The organism is Cohnella rhizosphaerae (assembly GCF_029525575.1).
Taxonomy (GTDB): domain Bacteria; phylum Bacillota; class Bacilli; order Paenibacillales; family Paenibacillaceae; genus Cohnella; species Cohnella rhizosphaerae.
Map to the genome: position 1 here is coordinate 1,435,286 of NZ_JAPDIA010000003.1, position 18,856 is coordinate 1,454,141.

At 59.0% G+C, this 18,856-nt stretch carries 17 protein-coding genes and 4 pseudogenes; 20 read left to right on the plus strand and 1 reads right to left on the minus strand.

All coding sequences use genetic code 11. The features are described from left to right. Nucleotides 1–11: 11 nt before the first annotated feature. On the plus strand, nucleotides 12–1,082 hold the full coding sequence (locus OMP40_RS12155) for an aldose 1-epimerase family protein (protein WP_277531634.1): 1,071 nt from the start codon (nucleotides 12–14) through the stop codon (nucleotides 1,080–1,082). Nucleotides 1,083–1,162: 80 nt separating this feature from the next. On the opposite strand, the gene OMP40_RS12160 is transcribed toward OMP40_RS12155, so the two are convergent. Further along, the gene (locus tag OMP40_RS12160; protein WP_277531636.1) at nucleotides 1,163–1,720 is read right to left on the minus strand and encodes an FCD domain-containing protein; all 558 of its coding nucleotides are present in this window, start codon (nucleotides 1,718–1,720) and stop codon (nucleotides 1,163–1,165) included. 329 nt (nucleotides 1,721–2,049) lie between these two features. Between OMP40_RS12160 and OMP40_RS12165 the strand changes: the two are divergent. The 19 genes and pseudogenes from OMP40_RS12165 to OMP40_RS12255 form a co-directional block, all read left to right on the plus strand. Then, nucleotides 2,050–2,731, plus strand: a pseudogene (locus OMP40_RS12165) (SDR family NAD(P)-dependent oxidoreductase); the annotation flags it as partial. A gap of 181 nt (nucleotides 2,732–2,912) precedes the next feature. Further along, nucleotides 2,913–3,338, plus strand: a complete 426-nt coding sequence (locus tag OMP40_RS12170; protein WP_277531638.1) for a cupin domain-containing protein — start codon at nucleotides 2,913–2,915, stop codon at nucleotides 3,336–3,338. Between the two features lie 13 nt (nucleotides 3,339–3,351). Beyond that, complete coding sequence (locus OMP40_RS12175; protein WP_277531640.1) at nucleotides 3,352–4,134, plus strand: MBL fold metallo-hydrolase; 783 nt, start codon at nucleotides 3,352–3,354, stop codon at nucleotides 4,132–4,134. A 13-nt stretch (nucleotides 4,135–4,147) separates the two neighbouring features. Further along, nucleotides 4,148–4,453 carry an SDR family NAD(P)-dependent oxidoreductase gene (locus OMP40_RS12180; protein ID WP_277531642.1) on the plus strand — a complete coding sequence of 102 codons (306 nt, stop codon included), beginning with the start codon at nucleotides 4,148–4,150 and terminating at the stop codon, nucleotides 4,451–4,453. Between the two features lies 1 nt (nucleotide 4,454). Then, nucleotides 4,455–4,934, plus strand: coding sequence for an SDR family oxidoreductase (locus tag OMP40_RS12185; RefSeq protein WP_277531643.1), 480 nt, complete (start codon nucleotides 4,455–4,457; stop codon nucleotides 4,932–4,934). Beyond that, nucleotides 4,931–6,028 carry a hypothetical protein gene (locus tag OMP40_RS12190; protein WP_277531644.1) on the plus strand — a complete coding sequence of 366 codons (1,098 nt, stop codon included), beginning with the start codon at nucleotides 4,931–4,933 and terminating at the stop codon, nucleotides 6,026–6,028. Before OMP40_RS12185 ends, OMP40_RS12190 begins: the two co-directional genes overlap by 4 nt. Before the next feature lie 6 nt (nucleotides 6,029–6,034). Next, nucleotides 6,035–7,067: pseudogene (iolC, locus tag OMP40_RS12195) on the plus strand (5-dehydro-2-deoxygluconokinase). After that, nucleotides 7,040–7,810: pseudogene (locus tag OMP40_RS12200) on the plus strand (class II fructose-bisphosphate aldolase); the annotation flags it as partial. The pseudogenes iolC and OMP40_RS12200, both read left to right, overlap by 28 nt. 72 nt (nucleotides 7,811–7,882) lie before the next feature. Beyond that, on the plus strand, nucleotides 7,883–9,346 hold the full coding sequence (locus OMP40_RS12205; RefSeq protein WP_277533134.1) for a CoA-acylating methylmalonate-semialdehyde dehydrogenase: 1,464 nt from the start codon (nucleotides 7,883–7,885) through the stop codon (nucleotides 9,344–9,346). Nucleotides 9,347–9,373: 27 nt separating this feature from the next. After that, nucleotides 9,374–10,186 carry an SDR family oxidoreductase gene (locus OMP40_RS12210; RefSeq protein WP_277531645.1) on the plus strand — a complete coding sequence of 271 codons (813 nt, stop codon included), beginning with the start codon at nucleotides 9,374–9,376 and terminating at the stop codon, nucleotides 10,184–10,186. 62 nt (nucleotides 10,187–10,248) lie between these two features. Beyond that, nucleotides 10,249–11,252: pseudogene (locus OMP40_RS12215) on the plus strand (ABC transporter permease). 75 nt (nucleotides 11,253–11,327) lie between these two features. Then, the gene (locus tag OMP40_RS12220; RefSeq protein ID WP_277533135.1) at nucleotides 11,328–12,161 is read left to right on the plus strand and encodes a carbohydrate ABC transporter permease; all 834 of its coding nucleotides are present in this window, start codon (nucleotides 11,328–11,330) and stop codon (nucleotides 12,159–12,161) included. Nucleotides 12,162–12,296: 135 nt separating this feature from the next. Further along, entirely contained in the window at nucleotides 12,297–13,943 is a 1,647-nt protein-coding gene (locus tag OMP40_RS12225) for an extracellular solute-binding protein (RefSeq protein ID WP_277531647.1), read from the plus strand. Between the two features lie 65 nt (nucleotides 13,944–14,008). Further along, nucleotides 14,009–14,317: a hypothetical protein gene (locus tag OMP40_RS12230; protein ID WP_277531649.1), complete on the plus strand. Its 309-nt coding sequence runs from the start codon at nucleotides 14,009–14,011 to the stop codon at nucleotides 14,315–14,317. Further along, entirely contained in the window at nucleotides 14,260–14,886 is a 627-nt protein-coding gene (locus tag OMP40_RS12235) for an SMP-30/gluconolactonase/LRE family protein (protein ID WP_277533136.1), read from the plus strand. Before OMP40_RS12230 ends, OMP40_RS12235 begins: the two co-directional genes overlap by 58 nt. 191 nt (nucleotides 14,887–15,077) lie before the next feature. Continuing rightward, complete coding sequence (locus tag OMP40_RS12240; RefSeq protein ID WP_277533138.1) at nucleotides 15,078–15,911, plus strand: aldo/keto reductase; 834 nt, start codon at nucleotides 15,078–15,080, stop codon at nucleotides 15,909–15,911. Between the two features lie 49 nt (nucleotides 15,912–15,960). Continuing rightward, nucleotides 15,961–16,305: an SDR family NAD(P)-dependent oxidoreductase gene (locus OMP40_RS12245; RefSeq protein WP_277531650.1), complete on the plus strand. Its 345-nt coding sequence runs from the start codon at nucleotides 15,961–15,963 to the stop codon at nucleotides 16,303–16,305. Then, complete coding sequence (locus OMP40_RS12250) at nucleotides 16,259–16,774, plus strand: SDR family NAD(P)-dependent oxidoreductase (protein WP_277531651.1); 516 nt, start codon at nucleotides 16,259–16,261, stop codon at nucleotides 16,772–16,774. The genes OMP40_RS12245 and OMP40_RS12250 overlap by 47 nt, the downstream gene beginning before the upstream one ends. A 339-nt stretch (nucleotides 16,775–17,113) precedes the next feature. Beyond that, complete coding sequence (locus OMP40_RS12255; protein WP_277531652.1) at nucleotides 17,114–18,847, plus strand: alpha-galactosidase; 1,734 nt, start codon at nucleotides 17,114–17,116, stop codon at nucleotides 18,845–18,847. The last annotated feature ends 9 nt before the right edge of the window (nucleotides 18,848–18,856 follow it).

Genomic DNA, 18,856 nt, shown 5'->3' on the forward strand with positions numbered 1-18,856 from the left:
AGGAACGCAGGATGCCCGACGTATACGGTCGACGGATGGATCGAGCCGCATTGATGAGAAGAGTAGGCAGCATGGAGCAGATGGCGTACGTACGTCCTTTTACTTATGGAGAAGGTCGAGCGAACGGCGTTAAGGCTTTCGACGTTTCGAACGGTACGGGGTTGGATTTTACCGTACTCGAGAGCAAAGGGATGGATATGGTCGGCATGCGCTACAAAGGCATGAATCTGCATTACGCGCCCAAGTCCGGCACCGTCTCTCCCGCGCTGGCGGACATGAACGGAACCGAATTCATGCGCGCCATATCGGGCGGGATGCTGTATACATGCGGCTTGTTGAACGTTGGCAACGCTTGCGAAGACGAAGGAACCGGACATCCGTTCCATGGGCGGATGAAAACGACGCCCGCCGAGCAAATTTCCGTCGACTGCGGCTGGGAGGGGGACGAATATATCCTCCGGCTATCCGGTCAAATGCGGGAAGCGGCGATTTTCGGAGACAATCTCGTTTTGAAGCGGTCGATTGCCACTTCGGTAGGCAGTAAATCGGTTCGGATTCGGGATGTCGTCGAAAATCAAGGCTTTGAAGCGCAGCAGTTGATGCTGCTTTATCATATCAACATTGGTTTTCCGATTCTGGATGAAGGTTCGAGGCTGCTGCTGCCCAGCCGGGAGCTGCTGGCCCGAGACGAGACGTCCGAAGCGCACGCGGCGGATTTCGATCGCCTGGCGGGTCCGATCGACGGGTTCCGGGAGCATGTCTACCGTCATCGTCCGGCTGCCGGTAGCGCGGGATATACGGGAGCGGCAGTCGTCAATCCGCGGCTGGGCCTCGGGGTGTACATCAAATACGATACGCGTCAGCTGCCCTATCTGGTCCAGTGGAAGTCGATGCGGTCCGGCGATTATGCGATTGGCCTTATGCCGTCCACCTGCTTTGTGAAGGGCAGAGCGTTCGAGAGAGCGCAGGGCACGCTGCTGCCGATCGCGCCGATGACGGCGCTGTCGTTCGAGCTGGAGATCGGCGTCATTGAAGGCGAGACGGACATTCAGGCATTCGAAAAGTTCGTGGAAGGATTGTGAATCGAAAAGCCGCCAAACTCCGGATGAAGGAGGTTGGCGGCTTTTGGCCGTCGAACGCGGCGGGATGGGTGGATGATCACCTACAGCTTGGATTCCAGACGCTCGATGATAATGTTCTTGGCTTTGGTAATGTGGGCGACCAGCTCGTCGATGCTGCTCCGGTTGCGTTGGATGATAAGGTCGGCCAGCTTGCGGTGATCTTCGAAAAATGCGGTGTAGGAAGAGCTGGTCATGTTCGTAATCTCAAGCAGCTCCTGAAAAATGTTGACCATCGTATTCCAGGCGACGAGCAAAGGATTGTTTTCCGCCATCATCACCAGGCTTCGATGGAAAAGGATGTCCAGGCGGGAAGTTTCGGAGCTCGGCACTTCTCCGGCATCCGCTTGGGGCAAATAAAGCTCCAATTGCTCCATGCTCTCGAACAAGGGCCGAAAGTGAAAGGCGTCGTTGGATAGAACCAGTTCCAACGCCTTTTTCTCGAGCAGCAGCCGCAGATCGAACAAATCCATCGCCTGTTTGAGAGAAAATCCCACCACCTCGGTTCCGCCGTTGGCCAGGTTGATGACGAGTCCCTCTTGCGCCAGCAGCTGAAAGGCCGTGCGAACGGGGGGCTCTGCTGGCGCCGAGCTGGTCGGCAATCTTGGATTCGATCAGACGGGTCCCTTTTGCGTATTTGCCGAGGATGATGTCCGTGCGCAGCTTCTTGACGATTTCCTTCGTATTTTGCGCCCGCGCCAGCGGGTCGTCGATTTTGGTCATAAGATCCCTCGTTCTTGTTTTATTTCTATATCTTATCAAGTGAATTTCAATAATGTCAACATAAATGAAAAGTGGTAGACAAAATGAGTGAAATGTATTGACGACAATATAATCAAATTGTATACTAAAACCACGTTTTGAATATGTTCATTTAAAACGAGATTTGGTTTTAAGCGCATGCTCTGAAAACCGGGGGGGATGGATATTCATGCAATTTGCAAACAAGGTCGTGCTCGTAACCGGTTCTGGGAACGGTATCGGGCGGAGCATCGCAAAAGCGTTCGCCCGGGAAGGCGCCGCCGTCGTCATTGCGGATATTAACGGGGATGCGGCCCAATCGGTAAGCGAGGAAATCATCCGATCCGGCGGGAGAGCCGTGTCGTACGCGGCGGATGTTTCTTCCTCCGAACAAGTCGGAAAATTGTTTGCGAACGTTGTCCGTGAATTCGGCGCACTGGATATTTTGATCAACAATGTCGGTTCGACGATTCGCAAGCCGATCGTGGCGTTTTCGGAGGAAGAATGGGATTTTGTGCTCGATACGAACATCAAGTCGATGTTCCTGTGCGTCAAAGAGGCGGGCCCGATGATGCTCGGCCGTCAGCAAGGGGGCGGTCGTGAACATATCGTCCGTTCATGCGCTGGGCGGGATCAGCAAACGGCTTCCTTACGCGACTTCCAAATCGGCAGTAGAGAGTTTTACGAAAACGCTTGCATGCGAATGGGCGCTTGACGGCGTCCGGGTCAATTGCGTGGCGCCGGGCTACATTCTGACGGAAGGCATTCGGGAAGCGTTTAGCAAGGGCGCGTTGAACGAGGACGATATGATACGCCGAACGCCGCAGGCGCGTTTGGGAACGCCCGAGGATATCGCGGCGGCCGTGCTGTTCCTTTGCTCGGAGCAGGCTTCGTTCATTACGGGCTCGATCGTGCACGTGGACGGCGGTTATGCGGCTTATCACGGACCCGAGCCGATCCCGTCGTTCAACCATTCGTTCGAACGGCCGGATCGTTCGGTGTCTTCCGGCAACATCTGATTCATCCAATCATTCAATTCGGGAGCGTTGTCCAATGGGAAAAGGAACGGTTATTCAAGCGTCTCAAGTGAAAACGTTGTATGTCGACGAGACTTATTCTTCGAAAATGCTGATCGATCAGACGAATTCCGAAACCAAGAACGTGCAAATCAATATGGGCATCGTCGCCCCCGGCGCGAAGCACACCGATCATAACCACGCGCCGTCCTACGACGAGGTGTATCTGATCCACAAAGGCAAGGCGATGGTTCGGCTCGATGGCGTGGAGCACGAGCTGGAGCCCGGCGATGTCGTATTTATCCCGGGCGGCTCCATGCATGCCATTGCCAACCGCAGCGATACGGAGGAGCTCGTCATATTTACCGTATGGTCGCGGCTGCCCGAACCGGGCGCCAATCCGGTGTACGACCTGCGGTTGGAACAATGGGGCAAATCGTACAAGACGGTCGACGAAGAATAGGGGGCGCATCGGATTGGGCGCTTTGCTGCGCGAAATACTGGAAATGCCGGTCGGCTCCGGCCGGATCGCCGTATGGTCGCTCGGTCAGGCAGGCTACGTGTACAAATTTCCTTCCGGAAAAGTGGCGTTGATCGATCCGTATATAACGGATTATTGCGAGCGGCAGATCGGACCGGCGTTCAAAAGACTCGCGCCTTCGCTGATCAGTCCGCGGGAGCTGGGCCAATTGCCGATCGCGGCCTATCTCGTCACGCATCATCACGAGGACCATCTCGATGCGGACTGCGTGCAGCAGATGCAATCCGGAAATTTTCCGTTCTACGCGCCGCCCGAGACGATTCGCCGATTGAACGAATGGGGCGTGGCGGAGGAACGGTGCCGCCCGCTGCTCGCGGGCAGCGTCGAGAGACGCGGCGAATTCACGATATTCGGCGTCTATGCCGATCACGGAGAGCTGGCGCCCGATGCGATCGGCATCATCGTTCAGGCGGGGGACAAGGCCGTCTACCATATGGGCGATACGTGTCTGCGGGAAGCGGAGTTTCGGAAAAACACGGCCGGCTTTCGAATCGACTTACTGCTGGCGCCGATCAACGGCAGGTACGGCAACATGAACGAGGCGGAGGCCGCGGCTGCGACAGAGATCGTGAATCCGGCGTATGCAGCGCCGTGCCACTTCTGGATGCTGCCGGGGAATTCGGGCGGGGATCCGCTGCAATTCGTGGAGGCCGTGGAAAAACGGGCTCCGCAAACGACGCCGTTTCTGTTCAGACAAGGCGAAGCGCTGCTTCTATAGGAGGGAATGGCACATGCTTGCGTTGCAAGGAAAGACGGCGCTGGTCACGGGGGCCGGCGTCGGCATCGGCAGAGGAATCGCGCTTCAATTGGCGGCGGACGGCGCGGATGTCGTCGTGAACTATCGGTCGAGCGTCCATCAGGCGATGGAGACGGTCGAGCGGATTCGGGCGATGGGCCGCAGGGCGTTGGCGATTCAAGCCGACGTATCGAATGTAGAAGAAATTAACGATATGGTCGCAAAAGTCGAGTCGGACTTCGGCGGCGCGGACATTCTCGTCAACAACTCTGCGATCGATCCGATGGCGCATTTTTTTTGACGTGACGGAGGCGTTCTGGGATCGTGTCGTCGACACGAACCTGAAAGGAACGTTTTTCTGTACGCAAGCTTGCGCGAAGCATATGGTCCGGAAAAAGGGCGGCAAGATCGTCAACATCAGCTCGGTGCACGGCGCATTGACAATGCCGCGGTACGCCGCCTATGCGGCTTCCAAGGGGGGCATGAACGCGTTGACCCGACAGTTGGCGCTCGATCTGGCCGCATTCAACATTCAAGTGAATGCCGTCGCTCCCGGCGCGACGGAAGTCGAGAAGTTCACTGCCGATCCGTTGCACGACAAAGAGGCGATCGGCCTGCAGATTCCGATGGGCCGGATCGGCTATCCGGAAGATGTGGCCAAGGTCGTCGCCTTTTTCGCTTCCTCCGGCTCCGACTTCGTGACCGGTCAAGTGGTGACCGTCGACGGCGGATCGAGCACGCGCTTCTTTTTTGAAAAGCTGATGGAGGCGATCGCCAAATGAAGCTGCCGGCGCTGCGCGGCTGCCTCCGGGAGCTGGGCTGGAGGCATACGATCCTTGAACATGCGACAGGCGGTATCGTCGTCGCGCTGGAGCGGGGAGCCAGAATACTCGGCGTGTATCCGGACGCCGAAGGCGACAATCTAGTCTGGGTCTGTCCCGATCTGGCCGACCGCGAAGCGGCGGAATCCAGGTTCTCGCAGACGCCCGGCTGGAATACGGGGGGGGAGAACGGTGCTGGCTCAGCCCCGAGGTTGAATTTCATATTCGCGACCTTCAAGATTCGGACAGCTATACCGTGCAATCGGCGATCGATCCCGGCCATTACCGGATGGCGGACGGGGAGACAGGCTCCGCAAGCGCGCAATGGCGGCAAACGGGCACGGCGCAAGCCTACCGAAGCGGGGGGCGCGTTATCTTTTCGCATGCAGAAAACATGCAGAATGGTCGAAGACCCGCTGCAAGCAGCCGGCCTCAAGCCGGACGATCTTGTTTATGCGTATGTCGGCTATGAGACGGAGACCGGCATCGAGCTCGACGATCGCGACCATGGCCCGGCCGTATCCTTATGGACGCTCCTGCAGGTGCCGGCGGGCGGGGAGGCGCTTATCCCGGTTTACGGCCTTGCCGAGCCCACGGATTTTTTCGCCGCGACGGGACCCGGCCATCTGACCGCGGCGCCCGGCGCGCTTCGGTTTCGAATCGATGCCAGGGAGACCCACAAAATCTCGTTAAAAAGCGTGCAGACGACAGGCCGGTTCGGGTATATCAGACGGGGCGGCAACGGCATTTGCCATCTGCTCGTGAGACAAATCGCCGTACAACCCTCGGGCGTTTATCGGGATGTGCCGGCCGGCGATCTGAACGACTACGGACACTGCATTCAATTTTACAACGACGATGGGGCCATCGGCAGCTTCGGGGGAGCTGGAGCATCACTCGCCGGCATTAATGCCGTCCTCCGCCGATCCGGCGCCCGCAAGGCGGACGGACGTGTCGCAAGTATGGGGCTACAGCGGTTCGGAGCGCGTCATCGGGCAGATCGCGTACCGCTTGTTAGGCATGCAAATCTAGAATGCAAGGGAAAGGAAGCGTAATTCTCCATGAGCGACAGTTGGTTTCCGGCGAACCGGACGCTCGATTGTATCGGTCTCGGCCGATTATGCGTCGATTTGAACGCGAACGAGATTCATCGACCGATCGAGCAGACATCGACGTTCACCAAATACGTCGGCGGCTCTCCGGCGAATATCGCGATTGCGATGGCCCGTCTGGGGCTTCGCACCGGATTCATCGGGCGGATCTCCGACGACGGCTTCGGACGCTTCATCCGGGATTATTTGAACCGGACGAACATCGACACCTCTCAATTGACGATCGATCGTTCGGGAAGCGTGACCGGGCTTTCGTTTACCGAGATCTTGTCGCCCGAGCAATGCAGCCTGTTGATGTATCGCGACAACGTCGCGGACTTGAAGCTGGAGCCGGCCGACATTTCCGAGCCTTATATTAGAGACGCCAGGGCGCTGCTCGTCTCCGGTACGGCGCTGTCGCGCAGCCCTTCCCGCGAAGCGGCTTTGCTGGCGATCGAATATGCGAGGTCGAACGGCACCGCCGTCATTCTGGATATCGATTATCGTCCGTATTCGTGGGGGGAGCGTCGAAGAGACCTACGTCTATTGCCGGATGGCGGCCGCGCAAGCCGACATCATCTTCGGGGGACGGGAAGAGTTCAATATGCTTGAGCGCGGCGGCGATTCGGCAGCCGACGATGAAGCGACGGCGCGCGAATGGCTGAACGCGCGCGCAAGGCTCGTCGTCGTGAAGCACGGCGGCCGAGGCTCGGTGGCGTTCGACCGATCGGGCAAGCGCTATCAAGCGGGCGTCTTCCCGGCGCAAGTCGTCAAAACGTTCGGGGCCGGCGATTCCTTCGCCGGAGCGTTCCTGTACGGATTGATGCAGGACTGGACGATCGATCGATGTCTGGCATGGGGAAGCGCGGCCGCCTCCATCGTCGTATCCAGTCACAGCTGCTCGGACGCGATGCCGACGCAGGCGCAGATCCGGGACTTGATCGCGCGATACGAAGGGAAGGGGGGGAGTAGCGGATGTTGGCCGATCTCAAATCGATCGTAAGCGAAGCGGCGGAGCGGACGTACGCGGTCGCCGCCTTCAACGTATTCGGCTACGAAGATGCAGCCGCCGTCGTGCGGGCTGCGGAGCAACTGAACGCGCCGGTCATTCTGGCGGCGAATGTGCCTGCCATCCGGCATATGCCCGTATACTGCCTGGGTCCGCTGCTCCATCGAATCGCGGAAAAGGCGGCCGTGCCGGTATGCGTGCATCTGGATCACGGCAGCGACTTCGAGACGATCATGCAAGCCGTCCAGCACGGCTTCACCTCCGTCATGTACGACGGCTCGCAGCTGCCGTTCGGGGAAAATGCGAGCCGGACGAAAGAAATCGCGAGAGCGGCGCACGCCTTCGGCGTATCGGTCGAAGCCGAGATCGGCTCGGTCGGGTACAGCGACCCTGCCGTCAACATGAAGCATCTGCCGTCGGACCCGGACGAGACGGCACGCTTCGTGGAGGCGACCGGCGTCGATGCGGTCGCCGTGTCGGTAGGGACGGTTCATCGCATGGAGCGGCAGCAGGCCGCCATCGATTTTGAGCGGCTGGCGGCGATTCAGTCGCGCGTCGCCGTTCCGCTGGTCATCCACGGCGCCTCGGGCGTGCCGGACGATGCGCTCGGACGGCTGGTGTCCATGCGCGTAGGCAAGGTCAATATCGGGACGGCGCTCAGAATGTCCTTCGGGCGCGCATTGAGAGCGGACATGGCGCGCGATCCGCACGAATTCGACCGAATCAAACTGTTCGCAGGTGCCATGGCCGCCGTCCAGGAGACCGCCCTGCTCAAAATGCGCCTATTAGGAAACGGGGGGATAACGCTTATGACTTTGGCAGCGAAGCCGGAATGTCTCAACAATTATATCGGCGGCCGCTGGGTGCCGTCGCGTGCGGGAAGGTCGGAGAACGTGCCGAATCCGGCGACGGGAGAGACGCTTGCGCGCGTGCCGTTGTCGGACGCGGCGGACACGGCCGAGGCGGTGGCCGCGGCAGCCGCGGCATTTCCGGACTGGAGCCGGACGGCGGTCCCGAAGCGGGCGCGCATCCTGTTCAAGTACCAGCAGCTGCTGGTGGAGCATTGGGACGATCTGGCCCGTCTCATCACGGCGGAAAACGGCAAAAGCTTTACGGAAGCGCACGGAGAGGTGCTGCGCGGCATCGAATGCGTCGAATTCGCGGCCGGCGCGCCGACGCTAATGATGGGAAGCCATCTGCCGGATATCGCCACCGGCATCGAATCGGGCATGTATCGTTACCCGCTTGGCGTGATCGCCGGCATTACGCCGTTCAATTTTCCTATGATGGTGCCGTGCTGGATGTTCCCGCTGGCCATTGCCTGCGGCAATACGTTCGTGCTGAAGCCGTCCGAGCGTACGCCGCTGCTGGCTAACCGGCTGGCCGAGCTGCTCGAGCAGGCGGGACTGCCCGCGGGCGTGTTCAATATCGTGCACGGCGCGCACGATGTCGTCAACGAATTGATTCGCAATGAAGCGGTCAAGGCGGTGTCCTTCGTCGGCTCGCAGCCGGTGGCCGAATATGTGTACAGGGAATCCGCCGCGCAGGGCAAGCGGGTTCAAGCGCTTGGCGGCGCGAAAAATCATACGATCGTGATGCCCGACGCGAATCTGGATCTGGCCGTCAAGGAGATCGTCAACGCGGCCTTCGGCTCGGCGGGAGAGCGCTGCATGGCCTGCTCCGTCGTCGTGGCCGTCGGCGACGTCGGCGACGAGCTGGCGGATCGTCTGCGCGCGGCCGCCGAACGGATCGTCATGGGCAACGGTCTTGAAGATGGCGTATTTCTCGGTCCCGTCATTCGGCAGTCGCACAAGGAACGGACCTACGGCTACATTCGCGCCGGAGAGGAGGCCGGCTGCAAGCTGCTGCTGGACGGGAGGACGCGGGAAGCCGCGAACGGCGCGGGTTACTTTGTCGGACCGACGCTTTTCGACCATGTCGCGCCGGAGACGAAGCTTTGGACGGACGAGATCTTCGCGCCCGTGCTGGCCATCGCCCGCGCCGACACGTTCGAAGCGGCGATCGCGCTTGCCAATCGCTCATCGTTCGCGAACGGCGCTTGTTTATTCACCAACGACGCCAAGGCGATCCGTCAATTTCGGGAAACGATCGATGCGGGCATGCTGGGCGTGAACGTCGGCGTTCCGGCTCCGATGGCCTTCTTCCCGTTTTCTGGATTTAAGAAGTCGTTCTATGGCGATCTTCATGCCAATGGCCGCGACGGCGTCGAATTTTATACCCGCAAGAAAATGGTCGTGGCGCGCTACGCATGATCGCAGTTCATTCAGGGGGCGGAACTCGTGGCACAACATTTATTCGATCTAACCGGCAAAAAAGCGATCGTGACGGGCGGCGGCCGGAACCTGGGCAAAGGCATCGCGGAGGGGCTGCTGCAGGCGGGCGCGGAGGTGGTATTGCTGGACATCAGCACGGACATCGGGCGGACGGCCGAGGAGATGGGCAAGAGCGGCGGCCATCGGGCGCATGGCGTGCAGTGCGATCTGACGGAGCGCGGACAGCTGCCGCAAGCGTTCGACGAAGCCGTCCGACTGCTGGGCGGCCGCCTGGACATCCTATTCAACAACGCCGGCATGCATGACCGGCGCGCTTGTCTGGACTTGCCCGTCGAGAGCTGGGACAGGGTCATCGAGCTCAACCTGAATGCGGTGTACCAGCTTTGCCAGCTGGCCGGCCGATTGATGGTCGCGCAAGGCAGCGGCAAGATCGTCAACACCGGCTCCATGCTCAGCTTTATCGGCGGCTATAATGCCACGGCCTATGCCGCGAGCAAAGGCGCCATCGCGCAGTTGACCAAGTCGCTGTCCAATGAGTGGGCGGCCTCCGGCGTACAGGTGAACGCCATCGCGCCCGGCTATATGGATACCGATATGAATGCGGATTTGAAAAAGGATCCGGTTCGTTATCCGCAGGTATCGGCCCGGATTCCCGCCGGTCGCTGGGGAACACTGCAGGATCTTCACGGCATCGCCGTCTTTTTATCCTCGCGCGCATCGGATTATGTCACAGGTACGGTAATTCCCGTGGACGGGGGGATATTTGGCCAGATGATCTCCATTTCGCCTGTAAATAATACTTTGACAACACAAAAATAAAATTGTATACTAAATTTAGATTATGGATTCAAAATTATATATCGGTATTAATTTTAAAAATAATGTTGACCAGGACAGGTGAAGCCGTGGCTCATTCAAAAGTGAATCCTCGATCGTCGCCCGGGAGCATCCCGCCGCCGTCGCCCATTCCCGATTTCCTTCGACAGCGAATCAAGAAAATAAAGCCGAATCTGTCCTTGTATCTGTTAATTTTGCTGCCGTTGGCCTACTTTCTCATCTTTTGCTACTGGCCGATGTACGGCGTCCAGATCGCCTTCAAAGATTTTATCGCCATCAAGGGGATTACAGGCAGCCCCTGGGCAGGCTTCAAGCATTTCGAGACGTTTTTCAACTCCATCTTTTTTTGACAGGGTCGTCTGGAATACGGTGAAGATCAGCATTTATTCGATCATCCTGGGCTTTCCCGCGCCGATCATCCTGGCGTTGCTGATGAATGAATTAAAAAAGCCGCTTTTTCCAGAAGACGGTTCAAAATATTTCCTACGCGCCCTATTTCATCTCGCAGGTCGTCATGGTCGGCATCTTGCTCGTATTCCTCTCTCCGACCAACGGCCTGGTCAACCAGGTCATCGCGTTCTTCGGAGGCAAGCCGATCGCATTTATGATGGAGCCCTCCTGGTTCCAGAGCATCTTCGTCCTGTCGGGCATCTGGCAGGGCGCCGGTTGGGGGACCGTCATCTACATGGCGGTGCTGGCGGGCATCGATCATCAGCAGATCGAGGCGGCCATTCTGGACGGGGCGAACAAGTGGCAGCGGATCTGGCATATCTCTCTGCCTTGCATCATGCCCACGGCGGTCATTCTGCTCATCTTATCCTCGGGCAACGTGATGAACGTAGGATTCGAAAAGGTATTTCTCATGCAAAATTCATCCAACATCGAAGCTTCGGACGTCATCGCCACTTACGTATACCGCAAAGGTCTGTTGAACATCGAATACAGCTTTGCGACGGCCGTCGGACTGTTCAACTCGGTCATCAACTTTATTATTTTAGTGTTGGTGAACGCATTTGCCAAGCGTGCCGGATCCACGAGTTTATGGTAAGGGAGCGGGTTCGCATTGAATAAAATCGCGGAAAGCCGGGCCGACCGCATTTTCGACCGAATCAATTTTGTGTTCATGCTGCTCGTGACGCTCATTTTCCTCTATCCGCTTTTGTTTATTGTAAGCGCTTCGATAAGCAATCCCGATGCCGTGCTGCAAGGAAAAGTGTGGCTCTTTCCCAAAGGCTTCACGATCGTCCCTTACGTGAAGGTTTTTCAAAACAGCGAGTTTTTTCTGAGCTACTGGAACACCATCGCCTACACCGTCGTCGGCACGATCGTAAATGTCGCTTTGACCGTCATGGCGGCGTACCCCTTGTCGAGAAAAGACTTTTACGGACGACACGTTCTGACGATCGTCTTTACGTTCACGATGTTTTTCAGCGGCGGTCTGATTCCCTTGTATATCGTCATTCAGAAGCTGCATTTGCTGAACAACTTTTGGGTCATGATCCTGCCTTCGGCGCTTTCGATCTTTAACGTAATCGTCATGCGGACTTACTTTCAGACCGCTATTCCGGATGAGATCTACCAGGCCGCCGAGATCGACGGCTGCAGCCGCATCGGCGTGCTGACGCGGATCGTGCTGCCGCTCTCCGGACCGATTCTGGCCGTCATGATTTTGTTCTACGGCGTCGGGCACTGGAACTCCTATTTTAATGCGCTCATTTTTTTGAATGAACGAGAGATGTTCCCGCTGCAACTCATCCTCCGGGAAATTCTCGTGCAAAACGATACGCAAAATCTGATGGGCAACAGCTCGGCGAACTACATCATCGATTCGACGCAGTACGGTACGAGCATCAAGTACGCAGTTATCATTATTTCCAGCTTGCCGGTGCTCATTTTGTATCCGTTCCTTCAGAGATATTTCGTCAAAGGCGTCATGATCGGCGCCATCAAGGGGTAGTCGTCACGCTTGATCTTGGCGCGGTTACCATGGAGCCGCTTCAGATAATCGCAGGTGAGTTGAGAGATTGCAGCCGGCGATTGCAAGAACAATCTCATCGTCATCATTCAAATTAAGCTGGGGGAGGAAGTACATTTGAAAAGAAACTGGAAAGGCAGGAGCCTGATCGGGGCGACGCTCGTGGCGCTCACGCTGCAGACGGCCTGCAGTCAATCTTCGAACGGGAATGCGGCCAGCGCGTCTGCGCAGCCGACGGCCGGCGCCTCGGCTTCGGCTTCGGCTTCGGCGGGAAGCAAGCAGGAGTCGATTACGTTAAACGGGCTGGCGTCCAAGCATGTATTCCAAGCCGACTGGAACGACATGCTCGTATTTCAGGAAAGAGAAAAAGAGACGGGGGTTCACGTCAAGTGGGAGAATGTCCCGGACGAGGGCTGGGTAGAAAAAAGAAATCTTCGCATGGCGACCAACAATTTGCCCGACTTCATCTCCAGATCCGGATTTTCGGACGCGGACATCGCGACTTATTCGGCGCAAGGCATGATCATTCCGCTGAACGATTTGATCGACAAGCATGCGCCGAACTTGAAGGCGATCCTCGATGCCGATCCAAACATTCGAAAAGCGATCTCCGATGTGGACGGCAACATCTACGCGCTGCCGGCGTTCAACGGCTGGATGGGCGATAATGCCTCAAAGCTGTGGATCAACAAGGCGTGGCTGGATAAGCTCGGCATGCCGATGCCGAAGACGCTGGACGAATACTACGACGCGCTGGTCGCGTTCCGCGACAAAAATCCGGGCGGCGTGAGCAAGGTCATCCCGCTTACGGACTTTTCGAGCAACTTCAATCGGGATCTGATTTATTTTGCCGGATCGTTCGGCATCGGCAACAAAGGCCCGAATTTCCTCGGCGAGGGCGTAGATCTGGGCCCCGACGGCAAGATGAGGTTCGTCAAAACCGACGAACGCTATAAAGCGCTGCTGCAATTCATGAACAAGCTTTGGACGGCGAAGCTGCTCGATCCCGAGCTGCTGACGCACAAGTCTGAAGCCTGGACGGCGAATTCCAAGGCCGGCCTGCACGGCTCGTTCGTCCTGGCGGCGCCCGAATCGAACAAATCCTCGGACTACGAAGTGCTGCCGCCTCTGAAGAGCGAATTCGGCGACGAGGTGCTCAGCTTCGTCGGCACCGGTCTCCGCAAGAACAACACGATCATCACGAGCGCCAACAAGCATCCCGAACAAACGATGGAATGGCTGGACTACTGGTACTCCGAAGAAGGCTGGATCCGCCTTCAATACGGCATCGAAGGGGTCACTTATACGGTCGACAAGGACGGCGGCTACTGGTGGACGGAGAAGTACGATCCGAACATCGCGCCGATCGAGAAGAGCCGCGGCTTGTTCTCCCCGATGTTCGGAGACGGCATCCCGTATTACATGGCGCCGGACGAATTCACCAAGCGTCCTTGGATCGCCGAGCAGATGGAAGCTTCGGCCATTAATAAAGTCGCCGCGGCTGCCGATATGCTGAAGCCTTATTACGATCCGGTCCTCAATAACGGCGTCGAACCGTTCTTGTTCACCGCCGAGGAGCTGGCGGTCAAGAAGCAATTCAACGATGAAGCCATGCAGTATATCACCGAAATGGAAACCAAGTTCATCATGGGCAAGGAACCGTTCAGCAACTGGGATAAATATGTGAGCAAAGTGAACAGCCTCGGATTGGATAAATACATGGCCGTCTACAACGCGGCGCTCGAAAGATTCAAAAAGCTGTAATCGGCAATCGGGATAGGGGAGAGGGTCTTCGACGCTCCCCTTCCTTATATTCGGGGGAGGGACGCTTGATGATCGGGAGCGGTTCGGCGCTGGTCGGACACGAGGAATGGGAGGTGGTCGTCGACGGCACGTTAACCGACCCGCAGTTGAACCACCCGGAGGGCATCTGCAGCGACGGGAATGGCATGCTGTGGTGCGGCGGCGAACGCGGGGGAAATTTATGTCGTCGATCCGGTCCGGCGTCGCTTCAAGCAGGCGGCGTCGACGGACGGGTTCGCCCTCGGGATGAACTTCGACGACAGGGGGGCGCCTGTACATTTGCGATTCCAAGCATCGGGCCGTATTCCGCTACACCCCGCCGACCGGAGAGCTGATTCGATTGAGCGGCGGCTCGAAAGACGCTGAGATGCGGTTTCCCAACTATCCCGTATACGATCGCGGGCGCAAGGCGCTATACGTATCGGACAGCTACGGCTTCGGCGAAGCGGGACCGGGCATATGGCGGATCGATGTCGAGACGGGCGAGACGGATTTGTGGTGCGACCGATCGTTCGACTTCGCGAACGGGCTCGCGCTCTCTTTGGACGGCACATCGCTGTACGTGGCCGAGAGCCGCGGGCAGCGTCGTATTTATCGGATCCCGATCGGCGATAACGGCGCGGCGGGTGAGGCCGAGGCGCTCATTTCCGTTCCCGGCGTCATTCTGGACGGACTGGTACTGTCGGGCGGCGGGAAACTGTACGTGACTTGTTACGAGCCAAGCCGCATTTACCGGATGGATGTGAATCGCCCGGAGGCCGGTCTGGAGCTGGTCGCGGAGGATCCGACGGCCCACGAGCTTTGCCATCCGACGAACGGGGTGCTGGTCGGCGACGACTTGTACGTTTGCAATCTGGGCCGGTGGCATATCACCCGTATTCCGTTAAAGCGAGTGGGCGTTTAAGTAAGCTTGGCGATGGATGAAAGGCAAATTCAGCACGCTTAGGAGGCGTTCCGTGCAATTGAAGCAGCGTATATTGCCAGGCACCGATTTGCGGGTGTCGTCGTTATGCTATGGCGTCATGAAATTCGGCTCCCTGGTTCGCGGACGCGATATGTACGAGCTGTATCGCCGTTACTGCGCGGCGGGCGGCAATTTTTTTCGATACGGCCCACAGCTACGCCTGTTGGATCAAGGACGGCGATGGCGCGAGCGAGCGCGGTCTCGGCGAATGCCTGCGCGAATTCGGCAACCGCAGCGAGGTCGTCATCGCGACCAAGGGGGGCCATCCGCATCAAGGGAGGTTCTATCCGCGTCCCGATGACTGCCTGACGCCGGAGGTGATCGCGGGCGACATTACGGAGAGCCTCGAACGGCTTCAAATCGACTCGATCGATCTTTTTCTGCTGCATCGCGACGATCCCCGGCATCCGGTCGGCGAGATCGTCGACATGCTGAACGAACAAATCAAGCGGGGCCGGGTGCGCCACATCGGCGCCAGCAACTGGTCGGTCTCCCGGCTGGCGGAAGCGAACGCCTACGCGGCCGAGAAAGGACTGCAGGGCTTTGTCGTCTCCTCGCCGCAGTGGAATCTCGTTCATCCCAATCACGCGCCGATCGGCTGGGACGGAAGATACGACGAGACGGCGCTCATGATGGACGACGGTGATATCGACTGGCATCGGCAGCACCGCTTTCCCGTCATGCCCTGGACCCCGACGGCTTACGGCTATATCGCCGGCTCGGAGAGCAGCAACGCGTTGTCTTTCGACAACGCGATCAGCCGCGAGCGAAGGGAACGAGCCAGGCAGTTGGCGGATCGTTTGGGCTGTACGCCGAACCAGATCGGGCTGGCGTACTTGCTGGCGCATGACTTTCCGGTGTTCCCGATCGTCGGCACCATCGATCCCGAGCACCTCGCGGATTCGCTGGCGGCGGACGGGATCGCCCTGACCGCGGAGCAGCGGGATTGGCTCCGTTCGGGTTAAGCGCACGCATTCGATAGGGAACATTCGATATGGAAAAGGAGGTTTGTGCATGCTTGCCGTCGACTTGAGCGGTCAATCCGCGATCGTGACCGGCGCCGCCGCCGGGATCGGCTATGTCATCGCGTCCGCGCTGGCGGGCGCCGGCGCCGCCGTCACCTTGGCCGACCTCTCCGAGGAGGGAGAGGAAAAGGCGCGGCTGCTTCGCCATGCAGGCCGCCAGGCGCTATTCGTCCGGACGGACGCCACGACGGAGACGGACGTTCTTCGCTTGGCGGATTCGGCGGCCGCTGCCTTCGGGGGGCGTCGATATACTGGTCAACAACGTGGGGATTTATCCCCGGGGAGGCTTGCTGGATACGACCGCCGGCACGTGGGACCGCGTCATGGAGACTAACCTGAAGAGCATGTTCCTGTGCTGCAAGGCGTGCGTGCCGCATATGAAGCGGCAGGGGCAGGGCGCCATCGTCAATCTGGGCTCCTCTCATGCGCAGGTCGGCTTGCCGGAGCTGCTGGCTTATTCCGTATCCAAGGGCGGCGTCAGCACCTTGACTCGCAATCTGGCCGGCGCGCATGCCAGGGATCGCATACGCGTCAACTGCGTCAATCCCGGCTGGGTGCTGACGGAGAAGGAGCTGGCCGAACGGGAAGCGGCCGGGCAGTCCTCCGATTGGATCCGGGAGCGGGGCCGATCGCTGCCGCTTGGACGGCTTCAGACCGGACAGGATGCGGCGAATGCGGTATTGTTTCTGGTCAGCCGCTATGCGGAGCAGATTACGGGACAAATTGTCAACGTGGACGGGGGGAAGGAGGTCGCATCAATGTTCGACGACAGTACCGGACATGCCGCGAAGGAGGTCGAATAAGGGGCTGAGATTCAGTCGCATGCGGAAGAGACGAACAGGCGATTGCCATTGGAATGGACATGATTGATGGACATGATTGATGGACATTATTGGCCGGAGAGTGAGGAAGCGCGATGTTATCGAATGAAGCGGCAATGGCCCTGAGCCAGGAATGGCTGGCACAGCGGTTTTCGAAGGAGGGGGGCGGAGGCTCCGTTCTCTTTCCGATACGACGGCGAGCCGTCCGACCGGCTGCTGTCCGGCGCGGCGAGGACGTACGCGTCCGCCGCGCTGGACGACGGTCGCCGCTCGCACAGGCTGGTCTATTCGACGGCGCAGTTGTCGGTAGAATGCGAAGCCGTGGAGTACCTCCGCTATCCGATCGTGGAATGGACGGTCTACTTTCACAACAAGGGCGAGCGGGCATCGGCGATGCTGGAAGACATTCAGGCGCTGGACGCGCGGTTTGCGGTAGCGTCCGGGCGGGAAGCGACGCTCCGGCACCAGCGGGGCAGCGAGCATTCGATCAGGGACTTCGAGATGTTCAGCGAACGGCTGCTGCCTGGGACGGATCGGACCCTCGCCTCCGTCGGCGGACGCTCGTCGAACGGGAGCATGCCCTACTTCCATCTCGATCTGGCGGACTTCGGGATCAACCTCGCCATCGGCTGGCCAGGACAATGGGCGGCGCGCTGCTCTAGGGAGGAAGGCGACGTGCGCATGCGCGCCGGCCAGGAGCGCGTTCATTTGCGGCTGCTCCCGGGCGAGCGCATCCGCACGCCGCTCATCGCGCTGCAATTCTGGCAGGGAGACGCGGTCGAAGCGCACAACGTCTACCGCAAGTGGATGAACGAACACAATGTGCCGCGTCCGAAAGGGCAGCTGCCTGCGCCGTTCATCGCGGCGTGCAGCTCGCATCAGTTTTCCGAGATGGAAAAGGCGAACGAGGACAACCAGAAGCAATTTATCGACCGGTACCTGGAAGAAGACATTCCGCTGGACTACTGGTGGATGGATGCCGGCTGGTATCCGAACAACGGAACCTGGATCAATACGGGAACGTGGGAGGTGGATACCCGGCGGTTCCCGCGCGGCTTGCGGGCGGTCACCGATCACGGGCGCACGAAGGGCGTGGACAGCATCGTCTGGTTCGAGCCGGAACGGGTGACGGCGGACAGCGCGCTGGCCAGGGCGCATCCCGAATGGCTGCTCGCTCCGCCGGCGGAGATGCCGGCCGGGCACAACGTTCGCCCGGATTGGCTGTTGTTCAATCACGGCAACGAGGAGGCGCGGCGCTGGTGGACGGATTGGGTCGTCGGCTTCATTCAGCGGGAAGGCATCGATCTTTATCGCCAGGATTTTAACGTCGATCCGCTGTCGTATTGGCAAAGCCACGACGAGGAGGACCGGCAGGGCATGACGGAGATCCGCTACGTCGAAGGGCTGCTGGCGTTTTTCGACGAGCTTCGCGAACGACTGGACGGCATTCTGATCGATACCTGCGCTTCCGGCGGCCGGCGGCTCGATCTGGAATCGATGCGCAGGGCGGTGCCGCTCACCAGAAGCGATTATCACTTTGAGCCGATCGGCCAGCAGTGCCAGACGTACGGTCTGTCGCCCTGGCTCACGTTCCACGGCGGCGGCGTGATGCACACGGAGCCCAACCGATTCCGCAGCGCGATCGCGCCGTGCAACATTTTTTGCTTCGACATGCGGGAGACGTCGCTCGATTATGACACGATGCGGCGCAACGCCGAGGAGCGTGCGCTGCTCGTACCCTATTACAAGGAGAGCTTTTATCCGCTGACGCCGTGCGCCGTCGACAATGACGTCTGGATGGCCTGGCAGTTTCACCGGGATGAGGACGGGAGCGGCATCGTGATGGGGTTTCGAAGGGCGGAGGCTGCGGAAGAGACGCTGACGGTCCGGCTGCGCGGTCTCGATCCCGAAGCGGAATACGCGGTGACGGTCATCGACGAGGCGCATCGGCGCGAAGCGTTCGAAGCTTCGGGGCGCGCGCTCGCCGAATCGGGTCTTTTGCTGCCATGTCCGTCGAAGGACACTTCCGTCGCGGTTCATTATCATAGAACTTAAGGAGCGGGT

Coding starts and splice junctions, on each gene's coding strand:
- OMP40_RS12245 (WP_277531650.1), top strand. CDS start 15,961: ATGCTTGCCGTCGACTTGAGCGGTCAATCCGCGATCGTGACCGGCGCC.
- OMP40_RS12180 (WP_277531642.1), top strand. CDS start 4,148: ATGCTTGCGTTGCAAGGAAAGACGGCGCTGGTCACGGGGGCCGGCGTC.
- OMP40_RS12155 (WP_277531634.1), top strand. CDS start 12: ATGCCCGACGTATACGGTCGACGGATGGATCGAGCCGCATTGATGAGA.
- OMP40_RS12220 (WP_277533135.1), top strand. CDS start 11,328: ATGCTGCTCGTGACGCTCATTTTCCTCTATCCGCTTTTGTTTATTGTA.
- OMP40_RS12190 (WP_277531644.1), top strand. CDS start 4,931: ATGAAGCTGCCGGCGCTGCGCGGCTGCCTCCGGGAGCTGGGCTGGAGG.
- OMP40_RS12170 (WP_277531638.1), top strand. CDS start 2,913: ATGGGAAAAGGAACGGTTATTCAAGCGTCTCAAGTGAAAACGTTGTAT.
- OMP40_RS12205 (WP_277533134.1), top strand. CDS start 7,883: ATGACTTTGGCAGCGAAGCCGGAATGTCTCAACAATTATATCGGCGGC.